26 protein-coding genes and 3 pseudogenes are annotated in these 25,004 nt (G+C 69.9%); 6 read left to right on the plus strand and 23 right to left on the minus strand.

The genetic code is table 11. The features are described from left to right. The first annotated feature begins 4 nt into the window (after window positions 1-4). Window positions 5-409 (plus strand): hypothetical protein, encoded by a 405-nt coding sequence (locus OG259_RS37915; protein WP_328946385.1) that lies wholly within the window; start codon window positions 5-7, stop codon window positions 407-409. 46 nt (window positions 410-455) lie between these two features. On the opposite strand, the pseudogene OG259_RS37920 reads toward OG259_RS37915, so the two are convergent. Beyond that, window positions 456-681 (minus strand): annotated as a pseudogene (locus tag OG259_RS37920) (transposase family protein); the annotation flags it as partial. A gap of 246 nt (window positions 682-927) precedes the next feature. On the opposite strand from OG259_RS37920, the gene OG259_RS37925 reads away from it, so the two are divergent. The 3 genes from OG259_RS37925 to OG259_RS37935 all read left to right on the plus strand — a co-directional run bounded on the left by OG259_RS37925 (window position 928) and on the right by OG259_RS37935 (window position 7,439). Continuing rightward, on the plus strand, window positions 928-1,668 hold the full coding sequence (locus OG259_RS37925; RefSeq protein ID WP_328946386.1) for a zinc finger domain-containing protein: 741 nt from the start codon (window positions 928-930) through the stop codon (window positions 1,666-1,668). A gap of 384 nt (window positions 1,669-2,052) precedes the next feature. Then, window positions 2,053-6,537, plus strand: coding sequence for an SNF2-related protein (locus OG259_RS37930; RefSeq protein ID WP_328946387.1), 4,485 nt, complete (start codon window positions 2,053-2,055; stop codon window positions 6,535-6,537). Further along, complete coding sequence (locus tag OG259_RS37935) at window positions 6,534-7,439, plus strand: hypothetical protein (RefSeq protein ID WP_328946388.1); 906 nt, start codon at window positions 6,534-6,536, stop codon at window positions 7,437-7,439. Before OG259_RS37930 ends, OG259_RS37935 begins: the two co-directional genes overlap by 4 nt. Before the next feature lie 252 nt (window positions 7,440-7,691). On the opposite strand, the gene OG259_RS37940 is transcribed toward OG259_RS37935, so the two are convergent. From OG259_RS37940 to OG259_RS38045, 21 genes and pseudogenes are all read right to left on the minus strand, one after another. Continuing rightward, window positions 7,692-8,021 (minus strand): esterase, encoded by a 330-nt coding sequence (locus OG259_RS37940; protein WP_328946389.1) that lies wholly within the window; start codon window positions 8,019-8,021, stop codon window positions 7,692-7,694. Between the two features lie 72 nt (window positions 8,022-8,093). After that, window positions 8,094-8,306 carry a hypothetical protein gene (locus OG259_RS37945; protein WP_328946390.1) on the minus strand — a complete coding sequence of 71 codons (213 nt, stop codon included), beginning with the start codon at window positions 8,304-8,306 and terminating at the stop codon, window positions 8,094-8,096. 40 nt (window positions 8,307-8,346) lie between these two features. Beyond that, window positions 8,347-8,607, minus strand: coding sequence for a hypothetical protein (locus tag OG259_RS37950; protein ID WP_328946391.1), 261 nt, complete (start codon window positions 8,605-8,607; stop codon window positions 8,347-8,349). A 112-nt stretch (window positions 8,608-8,719) separates the two neighbouring features. After that, on the minus strand, window positions 8,720-9,067 hold the full coding sequence (locus OG259_RS37955) for a DUF317 domain-containing protein (protein ID WP_328946392.1): 348 nt from the start codon (window positions 9,065-9,067) through the stop codon (window positions 8,720-8,722). Between the two features lie 116 nt (window positions 9,068-9,183). Continuing rightward, the gene (locus OG259_RS37960) at window positions 9,184-9,999 is read right to left on the minus strand and encodes a hypothetical protein (RefSeq protein ID WP_328946393.1); all 816 of its coding nucleotides are present in this window, start codon (window positions 9,997-9,999) and stop codon (window positions 9,184-9,186) included. A gap of 109 nt (window positions 10,000-10,108) precedes the next feature. After that, window positions 10,109-10,996: pseudogene (locus tag OG259_RS41880) on the minus strand (DUF317 domain-containing protein). A 176-nt stretch (window positions 10,997-11,172) separates the two neighbouring features. After that, on the minus strand, window positions 11,173-12,024 hold the full coding sequence (locus OG259_RS37975; RefSeq protein ID WP_328946396.1) for a winged helix-turn-helix transcriptional regulator: 852 nt from the start codon (window positions 12,022-12,024) through the stop codon (window positions 11,173-11,175). Continuing rightward, window positions 12,021-12,689, minus strand: a complete 669-nt coding sequence (locus OG259_RS37980) for a hypothetical protein (RefSeq protein ID WP_328946397.1) — start codon at window positions 12,687-12,689, stop codon at window positions 12,021-12,023. Before OG259_RS37980 ends, OG259_RS37975 begins: the two co-directional genes overlap by 4 nt. After that, window positions 12,686-13,162, minus strand: a complete 477-nt coding sequence (locus tag OG259_RS37985) for a hypothetical protein (protein ID WP_328946398.1) — start codon at window positions 13,160-13,162, stop codon at window positions 12,686-12,688. Before OG259_RS37985 ends, OG259_RS37980 begins: the two co-directional genes overlap by 4 nt. Then, the gene (locus OG259_RS37990) at window positions 13,159-13,941 is read right to left on the minus strand and encodes a glycosyl hydrolase (RefSeq protein ID WP_328946399.1); all 783 of its coding nucleotides are present in this window, start codon (window positions 13,939-13,941) and stop codon (window positions 13,159-13,161) included. The genes OG259_RS37985 and OG259_RS37990 overlap by 4 nt, the downstream gene beginning before the upstream one ends. Continuing rightward, the gene (locus OG259_RS37995) at window positions 13,938-14,543 is read right to left on the minus strand and encodes a DUF4913 domain-containing protein (RefSeq protein ID WP_328946400.1); all 606 of its coding nucleotides are present in this window, start codon (window positions 14,541-14,543) and stop codon (window positions 13,938-13,940) included. The genes OG259_RS37990 and OG259_RS37995 overlap by 4 nt, the downstream gene beginning before the upstream one ends. Window positions 14,544-14,636: 93 nt before the next feature. Continuing rightward, the gene (locus OG259_RS38000; protein ID WP_443052159.1) at window positions 14,637-15,530 is read right to left on the minus strand and encodes a DNA cytosine methyltransferase; all 894 of its coding nucleotides are present in this window, start codon (window positions 15,528-15,530) and stop codon (window positions 14,637-14,639) included. Between the two features lie 115 nt (window positions 15,531-15,645). After that, window positions 15,646-15,828, minus strand: a pseudogene (locus OG259_RS38005) (DNA cytosine methyltransferase); the annotation flags it as partial. Between the two features lies 1 nt (window position 15,829). Then, window positions 15,830-16,414 carry a hypothetical protein gene (locus OG259_RS38010; protein WP_328946401.1) on the minus strand — a complete coding sequence of 195 codons (585 nt, stop codon included), beginning with the start codon at window positions 16,412-16,414 and terminating at the stop codon, window positions 15,830-15,832. 41 nt (window positions 16,415-16,455) lie between these two features. Further along, complete coding sequence (locus OG259_RS38015; protein ID WP_328946402.1) at window positions 16,456-17,625, minus strand: DnaB-like helicase N-terminal domain-containing protein; 1,170 nt, start codon at window positions 17,623-17,625, stop codon at window positions 16,456-16,458. Continuing rightward, a complete protein-coding gene (locus OG259_RS38020; RefSeq protein WP_328946403.1) occupies window positions 17,622-17,840 on the minus strand; it encodes a hypothetical protein in 219 nt (72 codons plus the stop codon). The genes OG259_RS38015 and OG259_RS38020 overlap by 4 nt, the downstream gene beginning before the upstream one ends. Window positions 17,841-17,848: 8 nt before the next feature. Continuing rightward, on the minus strand, window positions 17,849-19,636 hold the full coding sequence (locus OG259_RS38025; protein WP_328946404.1) for a type IV secretory system conjugative DNA transfer family protein: 1,788 nt from the start codon (window positions 19,634-19,636) through the stop codon (window positions 17,849-17,851). A gap of 94 nt (window positions 19,637-19,730) precedes the next feature. Then, window positions 19,731-20,609 carry a hypothetical protein gene (locus OG259_RS38030; protein ID WP_328946405.1) on the minus strand — a complete coding sequence of 293 codons (879 nt, stop codon included), beginning with the start codon at window positions 20,607-20,609 and terminating at the stop codon, window positions 19,731-19,733. A gap of 3 nt (window positions 20,610-20,612) precedes the next feature. Continuing rightward, a complete protein-coding gene (locus OG259_RS38035; protein WP_328946406.1) occupies window positions 20,613-20,771 on the minus strand; it encodes a hypothetical protein in 159 nt (52 codons plus the stop codon). 93 nt (window positions 20,772-20,864) lie between these two features. Then, on the minus strand, window positions 20,865-21,605 hold the full coding sequence (locus OG259_RS38040) for a hypothetical protein (protein ID WP_328946407.1): 741 nt from the start codon (window positions 21,603-21,605) through the stop codon (window positions 20,865-20,867). A gap of 127 nt (window positions 21,606-21,732) precedes the next feature. Continuing rightward, window positions 21,733-22,140: a hypothetical protein gene (locus OG259_RS38045; protein WP_328946408.1), complete on the minus strand. Its 408-nt coding sequence runs from the start codon at window positions 22,138-22,140 to the stop codon at window positions 21,733-21,735. A 271-nt stretch (window positions 22,141-22,411) separates the two neighbouring features. Between OG259_RS38045 and OG259_RS38050 the strand changes: the two genes are divergently transcribed. Beyond that, complete coding sequence (locus tag OG259_RS38050) at window positions 22,412-23,182, plus strand: hypothetical protein (RefSeq protein ID WP_328946409.1); 771 nt, start codon at window positions 22,412-22,414, stop codon at window positions 23,180-23,182. A 54-nt stretch (window positions 23,183-23,236) separates the two neighbouring features. Here the strand turns inward: OG259_RS38050 and OG259_RS38055 are convergent, their stop codons facing one another. Next, on the minus strand, window positions 23,237-23,791 hold the full coding sequence (locus OG259_RS38055) for a hypothetical protein (protein ID WP_328946410.1): 555 nt from the start codon (window positions 23,789-23,791) through the stop codon (window positions 23,237-23,239). 98 nt (window positions 23,792-23,889) lie between these two features. Between OG259_RS38055 and OG259_RS38060 the strand changes: the two genes are divergently transcribed. Then, window positions 23,890-24,996, plus strand: coding sequence for a tyrosine-type recombinase/integrase (locus OG259_RS38060; RefSeq protein ID WP_328946411.1), 1,107 nt, complete (start codon window positions 23,890-23,892; stop codon window positions 24,994-24,996). Window positions 24,997-25,004: the final 8 nt, after the last annotated feature.

Here is a 25,004-nt window from a genome sequence, read left to right on the forward strand (position 1 = left end):
GGAGATGACGCTCGTGCCCAGAACTACCGACGGCACCACGGAGCCGGCACCCGCGCTGCCCATACTTCCCACGGGCACCGACCCCCTGGTGCAACTTCAGTACGAGATGCAGCCGACCGATGGCCCCGGCGCAACGCGCTGCGTCAGCCACCCACACGAACTCGCCCTCGGCGGCATGCCCGTGATGTGCTCGGCCTGCCGGGCCCGACGCGACTGGCTGCTCATCAACCACGGCCGCAACGTCTGGGTCCGCTGCCGGTGCAGCAATCAGTGGATCGAACCCGAGATCAGCCGCGCCGACTTCGACGCCCTGGCCGCCAGCCCGTACGGCACGACCTACCCCACCGTCGAGGAGGGTCTATCTGCGCTCGGCTTCGACGGTGTTTTCGCCGGCACTTACCTGGAGTAGGCGAGCGCAGTACGAAGAGCCGAGGAGCGCCACCGACATGTCGGTGGCGCTCGGGCCGGAGCCGAGGCCGACGTAACTGGCAGTGTGGGCAGCGTTGGCCAGGGGCTCCGCAGCACTTCAGCTGTGCCACGGCGCGCTCTACAGGGGCCCGGGTCTGGGTGAGGGAGCGGTTGACGGTGCGCTGAGCGGGAGTGAGCTCCCCCACCGGCCGGTCGTTTGAGGCTAGTGGTGACCCAGGGGCTGGCGCCCGTGTAGGCGCGATCGGCAAGGATCGCCGCTCACGGAAAGGCTGCCTTCTCCGGGGTGCCGAGGCCGGGGCGCCGGCGAGGATCGCGGCGGCGACCCGGCTGGTGCCGCTGCCGTTGCAGCCCCAGCCGCCGAACCCCCGCTTCCACGTCTTTCAGTCGATTTGCGGCTAAGCTGCGCTTGCAGCGTTCAGGCGCTGATTCTTTGCAGCGTGGGCGGTGTCGGCGTGTACATCATGTCGGCATCGCCGCGCTGCGGTACAAATCGGCTCCATGTCGAGGACCACCCCCACTCCGCCCAAGCTGGCACGCGTGATCGCACGCAGGCGCAATGGTGCCGCCCGGCGCGTCGAGATCTCCGCCCAGGAGGTCGAGGAAGCCTTCCGGCTCCTGCAGTACGTACCCAGTCCTGAGGCCCGTCAGCTACGGGATAAGTTCGAGGCCCTTCTTCGGCCCGTGTGCTTCTGGACATCGTCGCGCACGGGACGCTACTCCAACTACCCGGCATGGGGTCCGTGCGGGGTGTTCGTCGGTGCGCCGAACCAGCGTTGCGTCGAGCACCAGTGGCCGCTGCCCGATGGTGTCCCGGATCCCTTCCCGGAGCGGTGCACCGTGACGTTGGACGAGGAACTTGAGGACTCCCGCTGGGTGGAGTACTCCCGAGGGCTGCGCTGCTCCTTCAAACGACGTGAGGGAAGCGAACGGTGCGAGCACCACGATCCGCGCGACGGCGAACTGTGCGGCTACCCCGTGGACGGGGGCGCTACCTGTACGACTGCCGAAGGGGTCTTCGCGTGTCTCACCCACCGGTGGGTGAGACACGCGGATCTCAAGAGCGAACTCGAACAGCTGCCGCTGACCCTGGAATGCGGCTACTGCGATGCCGCCTCGGGCGAGAGCTGTACGAACAGGAACGGCCAAGCGGTCGCATTCCACAAGAAGCGCGTCAACGCCCTCCAGGGCTCATCGGAACACCAGGAACTGTCCGACACGATCGAGTGGCTGCGCCTGTGAGCGGTTCAGTGACGTCCCTGCTGCACTGACGGCGGCCAGAGCAGGGGCATGCGTGAGGACGGCGCCGTGCGCCGTCCTCCTGACAGGTGAACCGCACGGTCCCGACGTTCTGTCCCCCGAAAGAGTCGGTCGCCGCAGGCATGTTCCGGCTCTCCCCGCTGGCCTCCGTGGGCGAGAACGTGCCGGTCAACGGCATCCTCCTTCATACTGCGGCGGATCTTGCCTGCCGGGGACCGGTCACGTCGAAGGTGCTTTGCTGTCGGCTGCCCCATTTCCTCGTGTTTCTCCGTGAGGGTTGAGATGGCCTCCGTACCGCCACGTCTGTCGAGTCCCACCGTTCGTGTGCCGCATCCCGCGTCCAGTTCCCGTGTTGCTCTTGAGTCGGTGGATCCGCATGTGTTCTCCCGGCTGTTGGAGGCAGCGTGGGAAAACCGCCATGTGCCTGCCGAGCTCGCTGCCGAGGCCGCCGCACGTGGAGGCTCCGGACGCCTCGGCATCAAGGATCTGCGCCTGCTGTTGATGAGGGCCTCGTCGCTCCCCTCCGCCCAGGCGGCCGTCTCCGGTGCGTGGGCGATCGTCTCGGCCCGGCCTGAGCTGGCCGCCTCCGTGCTCCACACCCACTGTCAGGACATCGGGATCCCGTCGGCATTCGTGATCCGCGAGGTGCCTGGTGCGAACCCGCAGATGTTCAGCGCTCAAGCCGGGTGGCGGCAGCCTGGTGTGAACGCCCATGGCGCCGTGGTGACGCGCCCCAGCCGCAAGGCCGCCCATCAGAGCGCGGCCGTGAGCCTGCTCGGGCACCTGTGCGGAGCCGAGCCGGTCGAACAGGACAGCCCCCTGTCCGGGTGGGTGCCAGCCGGCCGCTTCTCATCGTCCTCGCCACCGGCTCAGGCTCGGGACGTGTCCTTCCCGACCCGTCTTCAACAAGCTCTGGAACGCCCCCAGATCGCGCCCGCGGAGGTGGCCGAGATCGTGCTGCGGATCAGCGCTGGAGAGCTGATCCCGCGCGACCTGCACTCCGTCTTGTTCACCGCACGGGCAGCAGCATGGCAGCCTGCCCGCGAGGCGGCGCTGGCTGCGGCTCACGATCCCGCCGTCGCCGTTGCTGTGCTGACCCTGCATCAGTCACTGCGCTACGGACCGACGCCGTCCTATGCGGAAGAGGTACGCAAGAGCGAGTCCGGTCAGCCGCTGTTCAGGATGCGTGTGACCTGCGTTGTCGACGGCGAGGAGGTCAGCGAGCTCGGCCCTTGGCGTAACAACAAGCGGCTGGCGCGCGGGGCTGCCGTCATCCGGCTGCTGGCCCAGCTGGCCGCCCTGCCGGTGCAGGCACCGCTGCCGATTCAGGGCAACGGCCCACGTGCTGTGACGGGCGATGGACCCGTGCAGGAGAAGGATCCGCAGGAGCAGCTGAAGGTGCTGGCGGAATCCGGTGTGATCAGTGAGCTCGTCTTCACGAGCGCGCCCGGCATCACGGGGCTCGAGCCGTTGTTCGTGTGCGTAGCTGCCTGTGTGCACCGTGGTGAGCTGCTCACAGCCGCCGGCCGGGGGCTCGGCCGAGCCAGCACGCGGTTGACGGCAGCGCGTCAGCTGCTGGAAACCGTTCAGCGCGCCGTGAAGGCAGGCCGCGGTCTGCGCCTCGGCCGCATCCCGGTGCCCGAACTCGGCGGCAAGAACCCCCTGATGCTCCTGAACGAGCTCAGACAGGCTGGCCAGATCAGCAAACTGAGCATCGCGGACCCTGCAAAGGACCCCGCCGGGTTTGCCGCACAGATCACCTGCAAGGTGCACGTGGAGTGGCTGGAGACCGTCGGCCACGGACCCAACAAGCGTGACGCGCAGCGCCAGGCCGCCGAAGCGATGATCGAATTGCTGGCCACTCCGGTGGAGGGCCAGATTGGTGAGCGCAGTGTTCCCGCCGCCCGGGAGTCGGAGGCTGAAGCGGCCGCCGGTGCGGGCGGCGTGGGCTCCCACCGGAGTCCGGCCGGGCCCCTCGCGGGCCGCGACGAGGTGGCAGCCGCCGAGGACGCGCTGGTGGAACTGCTGCGGCAGGGACTGGAGATCACCTTTGATCTGCAGGACGGGGCCGGCCGATTCCTGCTCTACCGGGCCGACGGGACCCCGGTGACGGGCTCCTGCCACAAGCCGATCAGATGCTGCACGGCCGATCTCCTCCTGCCCGGACAGGGCATCGCGGTCGGCCCCCGCCGGGTGGGATGCTGGCAGGTGCCCGTACGGCTGCTGGCCAACACCATGGCACGGACACCCGACGGTGACCATCTCGCCCCGTCCGTGCAGCTGTGGCGTCAGGCGATCCGGCTGGGGCTGTCCGTGGTGGCCGACGGACGGGTGTATCCGACGCTGGACAGCCACGGTGTCGACGTGTGGCGCCTGGGCCCGCTCAACGAGCACGAACGCAACCACGCGCGGCAGTTGCGTCAGGCCATGGTGCCTTCCGCTCACTGCGGGGCAGCCACCGACGCCCGGCCCTACCAATTGTGGGCGCCGCGTGTCGCGATCCGTGCCGGGCTCAACGCCGTCGCCGAAGCGATGCTGCGGGGCCCCGGCACCTCGGCTGTCCTGGGGAACATGCCCTTCGCCGCCCCCATTCCGCGGCAGCAGCGCAGTTCCGCTCTGCACCAGTGGGTCGATCGTGCGGAGGACGATCGCGCCGAGGTGGCGCCGGTGGACTTGAAGCTGTCCGTACACGCCCCGAAGAGCTCCAGCCCCGACGACACGGAACTGCTGTGGGCGGAGCTGCTGGTCGCCCAGCCCACTGCGGACAGCCGTAAGGAGCAGCTGTTCCAGTCGGTTGCCAAGGTGGCCGGGGACGAGGCGGTGATGGGGTCCATCCGTCGGCGGCTGCGGCGTATCGCCGAGGTGTGGGAGCCGGCCGGGCGGCTACTGGAGTGCCCGGTACCCGACCGGTTCACGCTGCTGGCCAGCGAGGCTGTCCTGCTGCTGGGCGCCACACGGGATCAACTGGAACGGGCCGGACTCAGCGTGTACTGGCACCAGCAGTGGACCAGCATGCTGCGCACACGCGTCATGGTCGGGGCAGGAGCCGATTCGTCCGTGGCCGTGCCGCGGCCGCGGTTCTCTCTCGACGACGTGCTGGACGGCCGGTGGCAGCTGTCGCTCGGCGACGCCGACCTCTCCGACCAGGAGATGGACGACATCGGCCAGGCGGGACGGCCGCTGGCCAAGGTGCGTGACCAGTGGGTGATGGTCGACGAGGACACCGCCCGCCGTGCCGCCGACCGCACCTTCGGCCCGATCCCCTCGGACCAGGCCCTACGCGCGTCCCTCACCGGGGCCATCGACATCGACGGTCAGGCCGTGCCTTGCGAGCCGACGGCTTCTCTTGCCAGCCTCGTTGACTTCCTGCGCACCGGCTCCCGCACGACACCTGTCCCCGAGCCGGGAGCCCTGCAAGCAATCCTGCGCGACTACCAGCAGCTCGGCCTGGCCTGGTTGGCCAACACGAGCGACGCGGGCTTCGGCGCGATGCTCGCCGACGACATGGGCCTGGGTAAAACGCTGACCGCTCTCGCACTGCACCTGCACCGCCGGGAAATCACGACCAGCGCCACGGGGCCGACTCTGATCGTCTGCCCCGCCTCCGTCGTCATCACCTGGGAACGCGAAGCCCACCGGTTCGCCCCGACCGTGCCGACCCTGCGCTACCTGGGAGCCGACCGCACCCTCGAAGACGCCACCTCACGCACGATCGTCATCACCAGCTACGAAACACTCCGCCGCGACATCGACCTGCTGGCCCTCATGACGTTCGACTTGGTCGTCGCCGACGAAGCCCAGATGGTCAAGAACCACCGCACCGCCACCGCCCGCTCCCTGCGCCGCATCAAGGCCAGCGTCCGGGTGGCCTTGACCGGCACCCCGGTCGAGAACAACCTCACCGAGGCCTGGGCCATCATGGACTGGCTCAACCCCGGGCTGTTCGGCACCCAGCGCGTCTTCCGCGATCAGTTCGCCCGCCCCATCGAGGACAACATCGCCGACACGGAGCGAACCGCACGCCTGTCCGGCCTCATGAGCGCGTTCATGCTGCGCCGCCGCAAGAGCGACCCAGGCATCCTGACTGAGCTGCCGCCCAAGGACATCCGGCCGCGCGTCGTCAGCCTCACCCAGGAACAGATCGAGCTCTACCAGCAGACCGCCGACGACACGTTCCACGAGATCCGCGACGCCCACGGAGTGCACCGCAAAGGCCTGCTGCTGGAGCTGTTCAACAAGCTGCAGCAGATCTGCAACACGCCCGCCCAGTACCTCAAAGATTCACTGGAGGACGACTACGACCCCGAGCAGGCGGCAGCCCGGTCCGGCAAGATCGGAGCACTCGACGACCTGCTCCCCACCTTGACCGCGCCTGAAGAATCCACGCTGGTCTTCACCCGGTACCGGACCATGGCCAAACTGCTCCTGCGGCACTTGCGCAGCCACGGCCACACCCCGCTCTACTACAGCGGCGACATCTCCTCCGTCCGTGAACGCCAGCGCATCGTCGACACCTTCCAGGCCCGCTCCGGCCAGCTCATGGTCATGACCGTCAAAGCCGGCGGCACCGGCCTTACCCTCACCCAGGCCAACCACGTCGTGCTCTTCGACCGCCCCTGGAACCCCGCCAAGGAGAGCCAGGCCATCGACCGCGCCCACCGCCTGGGCCAGCAGCGCACCGTCACCGTGCACCCGCTCATCACCGAGAACACCCTGGAAGACCGCGTCGACGAACTCCTCAAGCACAAACGGGCCCTCGCCGACGCCGTACTCGCCGATGGCTACTCCGCCCTCACCGAACTCACCGACGACCAGATCATTGACCTGATCGCCCTAGGAGCACAGCGATGACCCTGAACACATGGGCCCGCACCTGGGAGACCCTCCTCCACGCCGCCATCAGCGACGAGGCCCTCTGGCTCGCCGGCCACAACGACCTGTCCGCAGGAGGCCTCACCCACCTCACCCTCTTTCCAGGCCGCATCAGCGCCACCGCCACCGACCGCCACCACACCACACCCGCACACCCCACGATCACCCTGCCAGCCCTCACCGACCACCAGATCACGGCCTGGCAAGCAGCCTCGCCCACCTGCGGCCACCACCAAGCCGTCCGCACCGGCAAGCTCCCCGAATGCCTGACCAACCCGGACCATACCGGCGGCGTTCCCACCCAACCCACGCCCGAAGAGATCACCCTCAGCTGCGACTGCGGAACCTCACCGTGCCGCCACATCGCCGCCCTCACCCACGCCGTCACCGCACGCCTGGCCACCTACCCCACCGACTTCGCCACACTCCGCGGACTACCCGAACACCCCACGCAGCCCCCCGCCACCGGCAAGGACCAGCCTGTCACCACCAACCGCACGACGCCTGGCGGAAAGATCCACATCCCCGCCCACCACGCATGGGCCTGGTACCGCGAATGCGCCGAACCGCCCCTGCTACCCACCTACACACCCGAACTGATCGACGAACCGGTGCCCGGCCTCCCGGCTCCCGCGGCTCCTCCCGCACCGGCACCGGATCCGGAACAGGTCCACGCACTTATCAGCGACGCCGCGTCACAGGCACGGGCACACCTACGAAACGCCACTCGGCTGGAGTGCGCACAGCACGAAGACGCACTCCGCCTCGCCACCGCAGTACCCGGGATTCGACTCCCCGAGACAGCCGAACGCCTGGGCATCGATATCGCCGACCTGCGCGAACAGATCTTGGCCTGTACGCCGACCCGAGGTGGCGCGTAATAGGTGCGGGCTTTGCTCAATTTCATGGGCACTCGCCTCTTATGTGACCAAGTCCAGGTTAGCGACGCTCGCCGCGTGGTGCCGTTCGTAGCCGATGGGGCTGTGGTAACCGAGGGCGCAGTGCCGCCGCTTGGGGGTTGTACCAGGCCATCCAGTCGAAGACCGCCATGCAGGCCTGCACGCATGTGCGGCCGGGCGCACGGCAAGGCCGCCCCTGCCTGATCGGCGAGGGGCGGCCTTTCTGAATCTCGATCAAACCTTGGCGAGGCGGTTCGAGAGGTCGAGGGCGTCGGTCGTGAACGCGAGGGCGGCGCAAAGGCCGGTCACCTCGTGGAGGGTCGGGCGGACCAGGCGCGGCCAGTCGGCCGGGACAGCGGGCCAGGAGGCGAGGTGTACCTCGGTGGTGGCCAGGCCCAGGTGGGCGGTGACGTTCCAGCCGGAGCGAGAGGCGGGCTCCCAGTGGAGGCGAATGCGGCCGAGGGGGAGCTTCGGGGCTCTGGCGGCGAGCCATGTGACGTCGAGTGGGCCGTCGTGCCGTATGGAGACGCGATGGACCAGCGCGCCGCGTACGCCGTCCGGCATGGGACGTACGGCGAGGCCGTGCAGCGGGAGTATGTGCGACGAGATGAGGGCCTCCGGAGAGTGGGGGAAGGGTCAGGACCAGGTGAGGGCGCCGCGTACCGACGTGGGGAGGTAGTCCTCCTGGCCGTCGTCGGGGATGAACGCCTTGCCGTCCTGGACGACGACATCGGTCCCCACGTAGTGGGTGAAGGGGAAGTCGGGGTTGACGGCGAGCCGGATCGGCAGGGTGGGATCGAGGTCCTGGAGCTGGCGGAGCAGGTGGCCGACGGTCATGTACTGGGGCAAGGAAGCCTCCGAGAGCGGTACGGGTGGGCGGGTCGGAGAGTCAGGGAGCGTCGAGACGGAGCAGGTCCCGGAGGACCTTCGGCCCCTGGGCGTGGTCGGCGAGGTGCCGTTTGCGGCACTCGTTGACGTAGCCCTTGCCGCTTTGCTTCATCTCCCAGCCGCCGCAGGAGCAGACGGCCTGGGTGTACGAGCGCCCCGGGCAGTCGGCGTGGAGCGGCTTGCCGGAGCTGGTGTGCTTGTGGTCCGCCGGGCAGAGGGTGCCGTCGGCGTGGTGGTTGGTGAGCGGGGCGTGGAAAAACACGGTGTGTTCCTCGTGTTGGGGAGAAGCCCCTGGATGGGCGGGGCGGTGGACGTCAGGGAGCTGGGTCATTGGGAGAGCCCGCGCTGCCACTGGCGTCGTTCGCCTCACCGATTCAATAGGGGGAGTGGGCGACGAGGGTGGCGACGAACCCGGCCACGGCCTCGGAGGGGGTGTCGATACCGAACTCCTGTACCCACGCGGTGCCTTCGGCTGGCTGCACCTGGACCCGCCAGACGATGTCGCGCGTCCAGGCGGCGGGGTCCTCGGGGAGCCAGCCGACATAGACGCGGCCGTCCGGGCTCGTCGCGTGGACGTTGGCCTCCGGGGTGTCGACGACTGTCCAGTCGAGGGCGCGAAGGAGTTCGAGGACCGGGGTGGCGCAGTGGTCCGAGGAGAGCCAGTGGCGGTCTTCCATGGCGGGGCGGATGACGGCGGGCAGGAGGGTGGCGGAGGCGTTCACGGTTGGACGATTCCTTCGTTGACCTGCGGTTTTTCCCGACACCCGTACGTTGACATGGGGTGTGCCGAAGTCCGTAGTCGTTTCAGGGGATGCCCTGTCTGCCGTGGGTGAACTGATCACGGGCAGACGCCCAGAATTTCGGGCGCGGGAATGGAACGACGGCCGGGGTTGTCGCAACCGAGTTGTGGCAGCGGCCGTACGGGGGCGAAGGAGGAGCAGGGATGCAGGAGCCGAGCAGACATTGGGACGGGGCTGGGCTGGAGCGCAAGATCCGCGCCGCCGGGCGGCCGTGGACCGTGGGCGACATCGCGATGGTCGCCGTCGGCCAGTGGTGCGTCGGGGCGCAGTCCGACAGGTGGCCGGACGAGGACGCGGTGGTGGAGCACCGGGTCGCGGATGGACGGCACGTCGAGCTGACGTTGGAGCAACTGGCCCGCGCGGTGGGCGCCCGCACCGAGGATGCCCACCGCGACGAGGACCTCGCCTGATCGTTCAGCGACGCGGCCCCGGGGAGGGCGCCGGCCGCCCGATGACGGCTGCAGGAACGGGCTGGTCGGGCCACCTGGCCCCGGGGCCCGTGGAGCGAGCCCCGAGCGGGCGACAGCGGCCCGGGACAGGTGAGCCGCCATGCCCCGGTCCGCGGTCGAGGCGGATTCTCGTGTTTCGACCACGCGCCTGATCGCCTGCACGTACGTACCGCTCTCCGCGAGCGCGACGCGGAGGCTGGCCGCCGAGTTGACGATCCGGTCCAGCTCGTAGAAGGCCGGCACGTACCCGGGCCGGGTCAGGGCGTGCAGACGGTCCTGGTGAACGGTCACCGCGGTGTCGGTGATGGCCAGGGCCGTACGGATGTGCATGGCGAAGCGCAGGAGCGGGTCGTCGCAGGGGCGGCGGACCGCGAGGACTTCCAGGGCTCCGATGGCCAGCCCCACGCCTTCTCGATCATGGACGTGGCCTGGCCGAGCGTGCTGCTGTCGGGCATGAGGGAACTCCTGTTGTCTGGAGGGGCGGAGGGGGCGTCCAGGAAGGTCCGGGCGAGAGTCATCGGTTGTGCCGGGGAGCCGACGAAGCGGCCGGCGGTCGGGCTGCGGCTATGGGCGCGAGGGTGCTCGACCGCTTCTGCGCCGAGGACGTGGTGCGACTCTGGGCCGCCATCACGCGGAGGTCGGCTGCGGTACGCGGAGCCCGAGCGACACGGCGGACGGCCTCGGTGACAGCGGTGCGGCGTACGTCGAGCGGGGTCGGAGCGTGAGAGACCTGGGGAGCGGTAGTCGGGACGATCGGGGTCAGCGTGACCAGGTGGTCCACCTTGGGGTGGATCATGTGCCGTTCACGGACCACCGGGGCCGAATTCGCCATGACGGCGGCCGTCGCGGCGATCAGGTGGGACGGGGTGCGGGCAGTGAACACGGCCTCCGCGCGCGTGCCCCAGCCTCGGGGGCCGGCCCAGAAGGTGACGGTCTCGTCGTCCCTTCCGGAGAGAGGGTTGTCGATCAGGGCACCTGCTTGTCCGTCGGGAGCGGTGATCTCGACGGTTCCGTATTTGGCTGCCCCTCGGCGCCAGCCGGCATCGAGCAGCGGCTGGACGGCATCAGCCCAGTACGACGACGGGTCCGCCAGGAAGCGTCCGTTGTTCTCGTACGGGTCGGATTCGGCGTAGTCGCGGGCCTAGGCGGTGGTGAGGCCGGCGACGATCTCGGCCGGGGTGACGTGGTTGAAGATCGCTGTCCATCGGGGCGTGGCGACGGCCTCCTCGGCTGCGGTGATCCTCCACAGTTCGAAGTCGTCGCCGAACCAGCCGATCCGGATCCGCTGGTCGGGAGAGGTGACGAGGAGCTGGCAGGGGCCGTCGTCGAGGTAGTGGTGCGGCCAGTGGGCCACGGGGGCGAAGCCGGCGTCTCCGGTCCCGTTGGAGCCGGCGAGGCACATGGGGCTGACCAGTACCTCTTCGTGGCGGGACGGGCGGGAAGAGCGGGCATGGTCGAAGCTCCAGACGCGTGTGGGAGGAGGGGAACGCGCCCGCGTGCGCAGCGTGGGGAAGGGCCGGAGCGCACGTGGACGCTGTGGCGATGGCGGGGTGCCTCTGGTTCCGGGCGCCACCCGGATTACCTGACCCGTCCCGGGGCCCACGAGGCGGTTGCGGCCGTCGGCACCCGTGATTGTGGCTGGGAGGCGTGGCTGAACAGGGCGTTCGGTACGGCAGCGCTCCGACGCAGGGCCGCTGCGGTCCGGGCGTCGTCCGACCCCAACGGGAGCCCGGAGTGGGTCCGCTGGGCCGTCGCGACGGGGACAGGGGGCGACGGGGTCCACCGCGTGGCCAAGGGGGCACTCCAGTGCTCGACGGTCGCGTAGACGGGGCCCAGCTCCCGGCCGGCACCGGTCAGCACGTAGGGGTCGCCGTGGCGCGGGCCCGTGCGGGTGACCAGGCCGTCGGCCTGGAGCCGGAGGAGGCGATGCCGGGTGAAGCTGACGTCCAGGTCGACGCCTTCGGCGATGTGGACGAACCGCATGGGGCCGCCCGCGTCGAGGACTTGGATCATGGCGATGGAGTGCCGCAGTCGCAGACGCTGTACGGCGTCCTCGACACGTTCGGCTTCGGCCATCGCGCCGGGCGACAGGTAGTTCCGAGACCAGTCGGCCAAGGTGCGGTGCACGTGCGTCAGGGACTCGCCGAGGGCGCTGAGCCGGTACGGAGCCCCGTGGCGCTTGTCGGTTCGGGTGACCAGTCCGTCGGTGTGCATGGCGGCCAGCCGCTTGCCGACCAGCTGCTCGCTGACGAAGGGGAGCCTGGCGGCGACATCCCGCACCCGCATGGGACGGCCTTCCTGGGCCATGGTCATCACCGACCAGGTGGTCCACTTGGGTCCCATCAGGGAAAACGCGTCCTCGATGCGCTGGGCGTCGAACGAACCGATGGGAAAGAAGGTCGGCCGGTCGGGCGTATCGCGCGGGTTCATTCGGCCGACTCCATCCGGGCGAGCAGCGAACGGACCAGAGTGGGCAGGCCCCCTGGTTCGCCACCGATCCAGATGCGGTCGGCCGCCTCGTCGAGGATGTACGCGGCGTCTTCGAGCAGGCCGCTGGAGATCTCCATGCAGGCGTCGGTGATTTGGGAGGCCGCGAGTAGCGACTGGGAGAGCACGTCGACGTAGTCGCCCGGCGGGAGGCCGGCGGCCTCGGCGGCGGTGCGGATCGCCGCCAGCTCCAGCACGCTGAAGTTGAAGTCGAACCCGTCTTCCTCCTCGGCGTCTTCGGTCGCGGCGAAGGCCAGGTCCCCGGGTTTCGTGGGGATGCCCACGTGCGTGCAGATCTGGTCGACGGCGGTGGTCAGCTCGGCGAGGGACTCGGTGAGCCAGCCCAGCGCGGAGGCGTAGGAGGCCAGGGTGAACAGACCCGCCGGCGTGGCGGGACGCGGCTCGGCGGCCATGAACTCTTCGAGTCGATCGGTCAGTTCGCCCACCACGTGCGGACCGGCGGACAGCGCGCCCAGTACGGGGTGCAGGTATGAGCGGCTGGCGGCCGTCGGGTACTCGGCGGTGAGGATTCCGGAGACGCTCTGCGCGGCCTCGGCGAGGAGGCCGGCCAGGTCGGTACGGGACAGTGGGGCATGATCGGTGGTCATCGCTGGGGGACCTTTCGGGAAGCGGCGGCCGTGGAGTGGGCCGTTGCGGGAGGAGCTGCCGGGGAGGCCGTCGGGCGGCCGGCGGTGAAGGAAGAACGGGAGCGGGCGGCCTGGACCCGGGCCTCGGCGGCGGAGGCCGACTCGGTGATCTGCTGAGGGGCGGTGCGGAGGTGGGCCGTGCGGTAGACCGCGTAGTCCTTCCGGCTTCCGGCGGCGACGAGGTAGACCTCGCGCTGGTGGTTCGAGGTCGGTGGGGCCGGGCGGAACTGGATGACCAGCCGGTAGGCGACGGAGGGGTCGACGTAGACCTTGTGGAAGCCGGCGAGGTGGCCCTTCAGCGGCAGGCAGTCGTCACTTCCGTGGACCAGGTTCTGCAGCTCCAGCAGCGCCAGGTCGCGGATGTTGTCGGGAAGTTCCCGGAGGTCCGCGATGGCGTCAGGGTGTGCGGCGAAGGCGAAGCGGGCGCGGCTCACAGCAGCCTCCCCTGTACTGGACGCTGGACCGGTCCCGCCGGAGGCGTACGGGGGGAGTCGAGGCTGGCCTTCGGCGCGGAGACACTGGCCGACCGGGCGAGAGCGATGCGGGCGACGCGAGCCCGGACGACGGCGCCGTTGTCATCGCGGTACTCCGGTGGCTCGGGCAACGGGCTGCTGCGGTCGTCCAGCCAGGAGCGGGCGACGTCCACGTCGGCGAAGGCGCCCTCGCGCATCGTGTACGTGTCGGCGTCCTGGTCCCACTCTTCGTGGAAGACCCGGATCGGCGCTTCGGCGGCGCGGGAGTCGCGGGTCAGCGTCCATGACTCGTTCGGGTCGGAATCCGAGGTGTGGTTGTCGAGGACCTCGTACCGGCCGCCCGACTCGCGGATCTGCCGTTCGACCCACGCGGTGAGGTCGTCGGCGGGCTTCGCGAAGCCGCCGTGCACCTTGGCGATCTTCTCGGGCGGACAGCCGCGTTCGACCAGCCAGTTCTGGGCGAAGGACATCGTGGCGTGGTAGCTCGTCTCCAGGGTGAACGTGAACCGGGTGAGATCCCGGGCGACTGCGATCGCCATGACCTGAGGCTCGCCGGGTGCTCCCCACGTGACGGACCGATCGTGGGCGACGACGAAGCTGTGGGAGCCGTTGGGTGTGGTGTGGTGCTGGGACAGCGCCGTCAGGTCACCGGACCAGAACCTCTCCACCGCCTCCTCGGACGCGGCATCGGCGGGGGCGAGTTCGTCGAGATCGAAATCGAAGTCGAATCCGTCGTTCACGCCGCCACCCCTGACTGCTCAAGGGCAGGGATGGCCAGGACCCGGTGGTTGGGGCGGGTTGGGCTCGTCGTGCACGCGGCGAAGGGGCCGTCCGGGGCGCGGAGGTGGACCAGGGCCTGGTCCAGGTGGTCGCGGTGCCAGGTCGACGGACCGGCCAGGCCGGCCTCCGTGTCGGTGAACTGCTGCCACGCGAGCCAGAGGGCGTGGAGCCGGGCGACGGCCTCCGGGTGCTCGTGCCAATGTGCGCACCAGGGGCGCGTCGTGCTGATCTCCCGGCCGTATACCGGCAGGAGGAGGTGGTTCACCCAGTCGCTGAGGGCGGCGAGTTCGACGACGTACGTCTCTCCGCCCAGGGCGAGAATGAACACCGAGGCGGGGCCGTCGGCCTGCTCGGGGTCGGCCGCCTCAGCTTCCGGAGCTCCGTCCGTCTCCCGGTCGGCAGCGGGTACGGGATCGGGTTCGGAGCCGAGGCGGTCGAGGATGACGCCGTGCCGCCTGACCTCGGCCATGGTCTTGGCGAGGGTGCTGGCGAGGTCGTCGAGCTCCCCGTCGGAAACCCGGAACGGCTCAGGGGCGGGGGCGGTCGGGCTGGTGTCGGACATGAGGGCGTGCTCCATCTGTGAGACGGCGACATGCCCGAGAGGATGCGGAGAAACCGCGGTTTGGCCCGGCCGGGATTGCCCGGTAGGGAGCCGCTACCCGGCTGCGCAGCGCGGACAGCGCGGGAACGGCGGTGCCAGCAACTGCAGAGCGAGTGCAGCCTGTTGGGGTACGACGCCGTTGCCGAGCGCTGTGAGCTGCGCCGGTCGTCCGAGCCCCGGGGTGGCGGTGACCCACCCGGCGTCGAGCCCCTGCATCCACTCGACGAAGTCGGCGCGGAGCCGACCGGCCGCGTCCGTGGGTGCCGGCGCGGGACGGGTGAGCGTCTCCCATCGGGTGATGGCGGCTGTGTACGGTCCCCACTGCCGGTCGCCTCCCCGGCTTCCGGCGACGGCTCCGCCCACAGCGGCAGGACCACCGACGGCAGGGGAGAGCGCCGCTCCTTGCCGGAGCGACGGCCCGTGCCGCCCGTTCGCCGGGCGGGGGAGAGTGAGGCCGCCGCACTGGGCAGGGTCATGTCCCCATTGCCGTGCCGCTGGTTGGGCGAGCCCTTGATCCCGTCCGACGCCTTCGGGGTCGGCAGCAGGAGCCACTCGACCTCGTCGGCCAGGTTCGGACCGTGGCCCCCGCTCTTCCTCTTGGCCGGGTGCTGCGAGCCACCGTTCTTGCCGATGTTGCTGGTCGGCGTCTTGAACAGGGTCTTCGGCGGGCCAGGCGGCGAGGAAGGTCCGCTCGCGCCGGTGCGGGGCCCCGACGTCGGAGGCACGAAGCACGAGCCACTTCGCGTCGTACCGGAGGTCGGCCAGGGATCCGAGTACGGCACCGAGTGCCCGCAGAGGAGGCTGACCTGCGGTGTCTCCCAGACACCACGGGCAGGGTTCCACGTCGCCAGGGGAACCGGCGGGGGAGGTGAGGAGGCCGCGCACATTCTCGATCACAACCAGGCAGGGTCGGAGGGCCTTGACCGCATGGGCGACGTGCAGCCACAGCCCGGAACGGGTCTGGGAGTTGAGTCCGGCCCGGCGGCCGGCGACTGAGACGTCTTTGACAGGGGAAGCCCGCCGTCAGGACGCACACCCGGGGGACGGCGGACCAGTCGACGGTCGTGATGTCGCCGAGGTTGGGGACGCCAGGCCAGTGGCGGGCCAGGATGCGCGAGGCGTTCGGATCGACCTCCGCGTGCCAGGCCAGGGTGCCGCCGAGGGCTGCCTGCACCCCCAGGTCGAGGCCGCCGTACCCGGAACAGAGCGACCCGATCAGTGGAGGGCGGGAGACGGTGGCGGGCATGTCACCGGCCCCGTACAGTTCGGGGCGCGACAGCCGTCGCCGACACCGGCGCCGCGGGGGCAGCCGATACGGCCTCGTACACGGGGGTGGTGGTCCGGCCGAGGGCGGCGCGGAGCCGTGAGGACGGCGGCGAGACCGCCGTCGAGGCGGCGTGCAGGGAGTCGGCCGCCTCCCGCAGGGCCGTGTCTGCCGTCCCGAGCGCCTCGTCGATCACCTGGCCCGCCGCCTCCCGGGCATCCCGTGCATCGGGTCGGTCGTGCAGGTGCTCGGTCCGTTCCAGGAACGCGAGCTGCTGGGCAACTTCCCCGAGGGCGGATGCCGCCTCACCGGCGGGTCGTACGGCGGCGGAGAAGCTGGAGACGGCCAGGGAAGTGCTGGAGCCGTGCTCCCTGTTGACGGTGCGGAAGAGGACCTCGTCGCCCAGCTCGGTGATCAGCTTGCCGAGTTCGGAGATCTGCTGGGCGACGGCGACGCTACTGGGGAGGCGGTGGGGGTCGCCCGCGACCGGGAGCTTGCCGCGCTGGGCGTCGAAGGCAGAGGCCGTGGCACGTATGGCCAGGGCGTCGGAGAGAGAGTTCGTGGGCACGATGAATTCCTGTACATGGAGATGGAACGGTGGAAGGGGCGTCAACCGTGGTTGCGCGAGGGCGGGCGCGCGGCGGCGGGGGTGGGACCAGGGCGGAGCCGGTCCGCAGGAGACGGCGCGGGGCGCGGCGTACTGCGGGTTAGGGCCGCGTGCACCCGCGACAGCGGAGGCCCGCCCGGGGAAGGCGCGGGGGCCCGTGCCCGGGAGGTCGGCCTGCCGTGTGCGCTCTCCCAGCGGGCGCGGACCTCGTCGAGCAGGCCGAGCGCGTGCAGGGCGTGGTTGATGAGCCGCCCCGGGGCCAGGGCCTCGTCCTCGGCCAAGGCGCGAACCACACGGGCGCAGGCGGAGGCGGTACGTGAGAGGGAGGAACGCATCACCTGCTTGCCGAGCCACTCGGCGTCACCGGCCCCCACGCCGTCGCAGATGGCGGCGAACTGGTCGCCCGACAGCGTGCCGTCGGCCAGTAGGCCGCGCCGCTGGGCCTCCCAGAGCAGGGTGATCCGGTCGATGGGTTCGCCCCGGTGGTGCAGCGCCCCGAGGCACCGGTAGAGCTGCCCGTGGGCCGGGTCGACGAAGTCACCCGGACGCAGCCAGTCCACCACCTCGCCCATGGCCGGTCGCTCGACAAGGACGGCCAGAAGGAACTCCTCGTCCTCGACAACCCGATCGGCCTGAGCCTGCGGAAGGGCAGGCGGGACAGTGACCGGCGACGTCGCGGGCGCGACGGGGCGTGGTTCGGTGCCCCACCGCCGTGCGAGATCGGTGAGCACCCCCGTCAGGACGTCCGCGTAGTGCAGCGCTCCCTCGACCTCGCCTCGCAGGGCGCCCGTGCGAGCCTCCTGGTGTAGCCGGATCGCGTGCTGGGTGACGGTGCGGTGGATAGCCCCCTCCAGCACCATGCGGCCGTACACCGGAGCATGCGCCGGACGCGGACAGGCCGAGACCAGGAGATGGGCGTACGACGCGGTCAGCCCCCTGACATGGAGGCCGGCCTCGTCGACAGCATCGGTCACCCACGACAGCGGCACCGGCCCCTCGCCCTCCACCGCGTGGTGGCCATCGCCTCGGAGCTTGCGCAGCGCGGCGAACAGCGCCTGGTGGACCGGCCGGTAGAAGTGATCCGGCGCGAGCCACTCCAGGTGCGAGAGCTGGCCCGGGTCGAGCAGCACCGCGCCGAGGACCGCCTGCTCGGCGTCCAGCAGTGGGTTCATCGACGACCTCGCATGCTGGAAGCGGATGGCTCACCCGGTCGGGCTCGCAGATCGGCGACCGCCCGGTCGGCAGCGGCCACCGCCTCGGCGAAGCCGTTCAGCACGGTGGCGAACGAGGGATCGGAGACGGGAACCGCCCCGGCCTCGCCGACCACCCACCACCGGCCCTCGCGCAGGACGACCGGCGACTGCGCCAGCCGGACAGAACGCGGCATGGACGCGCTCATGCCGACAGCCCGAAGTCGTCGTGGCCGACGGTCTTCGCCAGGGCCCGCTCGGTGATCGCCCTCGTGGCGCGGGCGGAGGCCGGCCCAACCACCTTGGCGGAGGACTCCTTGTACCAAGGCTGGATGCTGAGCATGGCGATCCGCAGACCGGTGGCCAAGAGAAGCACCTTGCCCTTGGGCAGGGCGCGGATCGCGTCGGGCGGCAGGATCCGCTCGGTGCGCATGCTCACCGAGGTGGACTTGCCGCCCTCGCTCGTCGACACCGAGACGGTCTGGACGTCATGGTCGCCGACCTGTCGGCTGAGTCGGTCGGCGAAGTCGGCGTCGTCGATGCCCGATCCGACGATCTTGACGGTGGCGGCGGACCAGAGGGCGTCCATCCCGACCTCGCCCCAGCACCGCTGGCCCTGCCGGTAGCTCTGCAGGATCGTCATCGGGATGACGCCCCGGCTGCCCAGGTGGCTGTACAGGTCCGGAAGATCAGAGATGCGGCAGACGTTGGCGGCCTCGTCGAGGACGCACAGGGCGGGCGGGTCGAGCCGTCCGCCGGATCGCTCGGCGACGATCACGGCCGCGCGCATCACGGCGTCGGCCGCCGCCGCGATGATCGCGGACGCGCTGCCGCCGCCGTCCTTGCTCAGCAGATACAGCGTGTCGCGGGAGGTGGCAAACGCGAGGGGCTTGAACTCGGGGAGGTCCTCGTTCGGGATGACCCAGGCGGCGACGTCCGGGTCGAGCAGACAGCTCGCGTACTGCCTCGCCGTCTCATAGATGCCGTCGCGCGTTTCGGTCGCACCGGAGACGGTGCCCTGGAGCTGGGCTGCGACCGCGTAGTGACCGGCGTCCGTGAGCAGGTCGACCGGGGTCCGGTCGGCGGGGGAGGCGAGCCAGGCCAGCACGTCGGTGATCGGCCGCCGGTGGCTCGCGGCGGCCAGGAACAGGGCGCCGAGGGTGTTGGACGCGGCGGTGGACCAGAAGTCGGAGCCGCTCGACTCGTCCACGCTCGCCGCGACGAAGTGCCCGGCCAGCCGCTTCGCCCCGGCAAGGTCGCGGGCGTCGGCCAGGACGTCCCACCACATCTCACGCGGGTGGTGGGCGATCTGCTGGGGGTCGAGCGTCCAGACCGTGCCGACCTCGGCACGGGCATCCACCGTGGCGGTGAACGCGTCGTTCGCCGCCTTGTTGCTGGTGAGCAGGACCGGGCCGGGAGCCGCGAGGATCGCGGGGATCGCCAGTCCGGAGGTCTTCCCGCTTCGCGGGGCCATGATCGCAACGATCACGTCCTCCCAGGAGGCGCGGACATCGACCCGACCCGGGTCGAGGGTGCCGAGCAGGATGCCGCGGTCGGCGGGAGCGATCTCCTTGTGCTCCCGGTCGCCGAGGGACGGCCGCAGGCCCTTGGCCTTGGCGGTGATCTCCTTGTCCAGCAGCGGCGCCAGATCGCTCTTGCGGGCGAGACCGGTCTTGGCACCGGAGCGCCAGCGGATCCACAGCACCAGGCCGGTGGTGAGCAGGGCCAGGGTGAGCAGGCCGGGGACGAAGCGGACGCCGACCAACAGCGAGGTGGTGCTCAAGGCCGGCCACAGCACCTCGGGGTGCAGCAGGGCGTCGGTGACGCGGAACGGGGCCCATAGGCCGCTGCCGACAAGGGCGTTGGTGAGGTTGCCGGCCAGCCAGGCGAGGGAGCCGCAGGTCATGGCGGCGCCGAGGACGCCGAACAGGAGGTAGAGGAGCGCGTCGGAGCCGGAGGTGGTCGACGGCGCGCTGGTGCGCGGGGAGGGCACGGGCAGTTCCTTGGGGTGCGAGCGGGCGGGGCGGGGCGCGCTCGGCTCTCGTGCAGCTCACGGAGCTACTCCTTGCGGATCGAATGGGAACGTTTCAGCGGGAGCGGGAGCGGGAGCGGGGGACGGGACGCGCCGCGGACGGAGGCGGCGCGGCGGGCGACGGGGTGCCGGTGTGGGCCTTGGACGCGACGGGTGAGACCCGGCGGGCGGCGGCCAGACGCCGGGCGTCGGTATCGACGGTCTCGCCGACGTAGCCGACGACCAGGTCCGGGTCGATCGCGACGCGGTACCCCAGGTCGGTCAGCTGGCTCGTGGCAGAGGAAGCGGCCAGCTGTCGGTCCGGGCCGGCAATGTGCGATTCGAGGCTGTAGGAGGCGGGATTGCCAGGGTCGGCCGGAGCGGTGAACCCGCAGGAGCGTAGAACGCGATCGGCTGAGGCGGGAAGGTCGGTTCGGCCATCGGCCCAGACCAGGCCATCGGCCCAAGAGTAGATCTCGACGTCGGTGCCATAGACGTCAGCCAAGTTGGCCATGGGGAGCCCTTCCGGAGAGCGGGGTGAGGCAGGAGGAGACGCGAAAGGGGGCGTCGACGACGAGGACGTGCTCGCGGAGAACCGACGGTCCGCTTCCGGGCCCCGGCTGTCCGGGGCGGAGGCGACCGCACCGGCGCCCAGGACGTCGTCGAGTAGGTCCCGCGTCCGAAGGACGCCGATCATCTTGTGGTGCCGGGGGTCGATACGCTCGGCCGGGCACGCGGCGATCCCGTCCTCAGCAGCCGTCAACTGCTCATGGACCTCCAGGAGCAGGCCGTGGGCGGCAACCAGCCGCGTCCAGGTCTCCATGGCGGAGTTGTGGTGCGGGTCGTCGAACGCCAGGCGGACGCGGACCCAGTCGGCGGCAGCGGCGACGAGCTCGGTCAGCTGAGGCAGAGCCCCGACAAGCGCGCCGTTGACCTCCTCGATGATCCCGGCCACCGATCATCCCGGGAACGGAGTACGGATCGGCGGAAGCCGACGGCAGGCGACGGACCTGCAGGGTGGGTCGACGCTCGGCCTCCTGCCGCCGTGGGCGAGCCGGATGTTGTGCCGCATCGCGGCGCCGATGGCCTCTCCGATGCTGGAGTAGTACTCGGGCACGGTTCCTCCTTGTTGACGGTGCTGGCTGGCCAGGCCGCATGAGATACGTACGCGACAGGCCGGTGGAGGTCGCGGAGGAATAGAACGCCCCGATCACCGCCGAGGCCCGGAGGCACGCGGCGGGTAGGCAGCCGCGCGGGCGTCCGTGAACTCGGTGCCGACGGCCGAGACGACCTCGGCCTTGGCCGCCGCAGGCGACACGGCCAGCGCCGCACTCTGAGAAGCAGACGGATCCGAGGAGTGCGTCCGCGTCTCGGTTTGGGACTGAGGCGGGTTGCCGACACGGCGCAGCTCGTCTTCCGAGTCGACGAGTTCCGACTGCGCCGAGCTGACGAACTCCGCCGCGAAGCCGAACCGGTCAGCCAGCGCGTACGCCTCGTCGTCGAGGTCGTCGATTTGCCAGCCTGCCGCCTCCAGCGCTTCCCGGACACGCTCCACGACCCCGTGCTCGGGATGAAGCAGCTGGTCGACCGCTCGCCGAAGGTCCTCACCGCTCTCGGCCGACCTGATCCGGTCCGTGATCTGAAGGAGCGCGGCTCCGGCGGCGTAGTGCCCAAGGGGATTCGCCGGGGTGCTCATCCGGGCCGTGTCCAGGGAAGGCGCGAGATCGACGCCGTAGCGGGCGGCACGGAGCATCTCGGCCGCGTGGCTGGCGATGGCGACCCGGTCGGCGACCGGGGTGGTGGTGGGAAGCCGGTGGCGCCGGCCGTGCCAGTCCTCGATCTGCTGGAAGCCGGCGTGCTTGAGGATCATGGCGGAAAAATCGTCGTTGGCGCCCTTCGCCACGACGCTGCCGCTGAACTCGGAGGAGATGGTGATCGGAGGAGCGGGCACAGAAGTCTCCTGGGCACGGGAAGTCGGATGGGAGGTGGTGGCCAGGTGCCCCAGTTCGGCCGCGATCCGGCGGCACTCGGTCTGGAGGCGGAAGGCGTCGCGATAGCCGTGGTGCAGGCCGCCGTCCTCACGGGGCGATGGTGGCCACGACGTGCATCTGCCGGGGCTGGTTGCGCAGGGCGATCCACCGGCAGGCGTCCGGATCACCGTCCGGGGCGATGCCGGTGGCGGACACCAGCCGACGGGCGACGGCGGCCCCCTGCGCGTCGGTCAGGTCCGGCCGACGAAGGTCGGACCTGACCGAGCAGACCCACGTTGGCCGAGCGGGAGCACGGGCCCCGAGGTGATCGACGGGAGCGTCGATCACCTGGGCCAAGTAGGCCAGCGAGCCCGGCTCGGCGAGCAGTTCGATCGGCGCCCCGTGACTATTGCCCGCGATCCACCGGGGGCTGACTTGGTTACCGCGTTCACCCGGCCCGCACAGGTACGCGAGCAGGCTGGCGGTGTCGCTGGCGCGCTGCAGATGGGCGATCACGGAGGCTACCTCGAAAGAGAACGTAGAAACGAGGGCCCGGGAGGTCGGGCCGACAGGGAGAGGATCCGTAGGATTCCGGGTTTGGCCCGGCCGGAGATCGCTGGTAGGCGCGTCTTTGATCCGGGCGTGTTGACGATCTATGGAGGACACTGCCCTGGCGCATGCCCTGGGCAGGATCAGGCCAAGTGGCCTTAAATCGTTCCGGGTTGTCGACCCCGCGGTGCATGCGATAGATATCGGGGTGCATCAAGCCGGTTAGAACGGGGAGCAGATGGCAGCCGACAACTCGAACAGCGCCAACACGTCACCTTCTTCCAATCAAGACCCAAATACGGAACCACCTGTCGACCCTGCGATCCGGGCGGCTCATATTGGTGCTCGTGCCTCACATAGGGCGCAACTGATCGGAGCCAGTGGCGTTGTGTTGGCGGCTGTGATTTCTGGCGTCTTCCTTGTCAGCACCTCAGACGATGGTGACGAGAAGAAAGACGCGAAGCCCTTGGTTACGGAGACTCCATCCGCGAAGCCCACCCCTTCCACGCCGTCGTCTCCGGACCCCTCGGCCTCGGGCAGGGTGGAAAGCCCTCAGTCGAGCAGCGAGCCAGCCAAGCCCTTCCCGGGCGAGCCGCTCCCTCTCCGCCTCAATGGCGACAGCACATGCGACTACGCCAGCCACATCGACTTTGACTCGTACCCTTTCGTCACCCGAGTCGGCAGGGACGAGCCGGATGACGAGGACGCTGCCGCACCGGCAGATCTGAACTGGTTCGGCTGCTCCCCGGTCGAATTCGGGACGGCACGAGACAGCCGCGCCGGCGTTCTTTCGAAGCGTCAACCCTTCAGTAAAGAAGCCTGCGAGGCTGCCGCGAACGGGGGCGGACTTGAAAGGGTCATGATGCATTCGAATGAGGTGGCCGAGTCTGGAATCATCCCCGGTAACTCGATCTGTGTGATCACAGACAAGGGTAGATTGATCCGTGCACAGATTGTTGAAGCTCCCTGGGTGCCGAATCTGACCCTCAAAATCACCACGATCTCGTAGCAAGAGGGAATATCGCCGGAAATCCCGTAACGAGGGCATGGAGGCATTGGGCGGTCAGAAGTAGGGGTTCTCGGTGGGGCGGTCGGCGTCGGTGGCGGCCTGGAGCAGTTCGGTGAGGTCGTCGGGTTCGGAGGAGCGCTGGTCGATCCACCAGCCGGCGCGGGTGATGGCGCGAGCGGTCTCCTCGATCTCCCTCCACTCCGCCTCGCTGGCGTCGCCTTCGAGGACCAGGGCGGTGTATGCGGCGGCCAGGATCTGGTGGCGGCAGCGCACACCCCAGGGGATGGCGCGCTCGGTTCCCTCCAGCGGAGGCATGCGGTACTGCTGTGACCAGGTTTCGGACTCGGCCTGCTCTCCGGCTCGCTTGGCCTTCGCCCAGGCCTCCTTGTCCTGCTCGTTGTTCTTCTTGGAGGCGTACCAGCAGTCGGTGCACTCCTGTTTGGCGAGCCATTCGGCGAAGCTCGTGCGGCGGTCGGCCGGCCGATCGGACAGGTCACGGTCGGTGTGGTGACCGCAGGGGTGGTCGATCGGCCAGATGGTCTTCGACCGCGGGGAATTGCATTGGATGCGTGATCCCGAGTTGGTTGAGCTGGTGTTCTGCGGCTTCATGCCGAGTACCTCTCTTCGAAGTTGAGGCCAGTGGCCTGGGGTGTTGCGCGTGTGAGTGCATCTGCATGATTCGCGCGGCTAATGGAGGGGGCGGACGGATGCCCGGAGCGAAACTGCGGGAGGCTTCAGCGCAGCTCGTGCTGCTCCAGGGCGTGTCTCTGCTGCACCCCGAGGACGCGGTCTTCGAGGCGATGATCGAGGGCTGGGGACGGCAGCAGCGCGGCGGACGCCGCCTGCAGCCGGACACGATCAGCGACCGGCAAAGCGTGGTGCGGCGCTTCGCCGCGTACACCAATGCCTATCCGTGGCAGTGGTCGGCGTCGGACCTCGACGAGTGGATGACGTACCTGATCGCTGAGTTGAAGCGGGCGGAGTCGACGATCCGCAGCTACCAGAGCGCGATCCGGATGTTCTGCGACTACGTCACCTCGCCGCACTACCAGTGGCCGGCCGAGTGCGAGGTCCGCTTCGGGGTGCACCCGGTGCAGATCTGCCATGAGTGGAACACCGCCGCGCACTTGGCTGACTACGAGGGCGGCGCCGAGCGGCGACCGATGACGCGCGAGGAGATCCAGGTCTTCCTCGACCACGCGGACGCCCAAGTCGACCGGGCGATCCGGCTGGGGCGCAAGGGAGCGCTCGCGGCCTACCGGGACGCCACCGTGTTCAAGCTGATGTACGGCTGGGGCACTCGCTGCACCGAGACCTCCCGGCTGGACATCACCGACTTCTACCGCAACCCGAAAGCCCCGGAGCTGGGCAACTTCGGTTCGCTGCACGTGCGTTACGGCAAACGGACCAAGGGGTCGCCGCCGCGCCGACGCACGACGCTCAGCGTCATGCCCTGGGCCGTGGAAGCGGTCGAGGACTACGTCATCAACGCCCGGCCCCGCTATGCGGCGGCCCCCGAGCAGTCGGCGCTGTGGCTGACCGAACGCGGCGGGCGTCTGCAGGCCCGCGAGATCGAGGACCGGTTCGCGGCCTACCGCGACGCGCTGGGCCTGGACAAGGCCCTGGTCCCGCACTGCCTTCGGCACAGCCACGTGACCCACCAGATCGAGGACGGCGCGGACCCGGCCTTCGTCCAGCGGCAGGTCGGCCACCGCTACGCCTCCACGACCGCCCTGTACACCGGAGTGAGCGGGGACTTCATGAACACGATGATGCGCAAGGTCTTGGACCACGCCCTTCAGGGCGGACAGTAGGGAGACGA

The organism is Streptomyces sp. NBC_00250 (assembly GCF_036192275.1).
GTDB lineage: Bacteria > Actinomycetota > Actinomycetes > Streptomycetales > Streptomycetaceae > Streptomyces.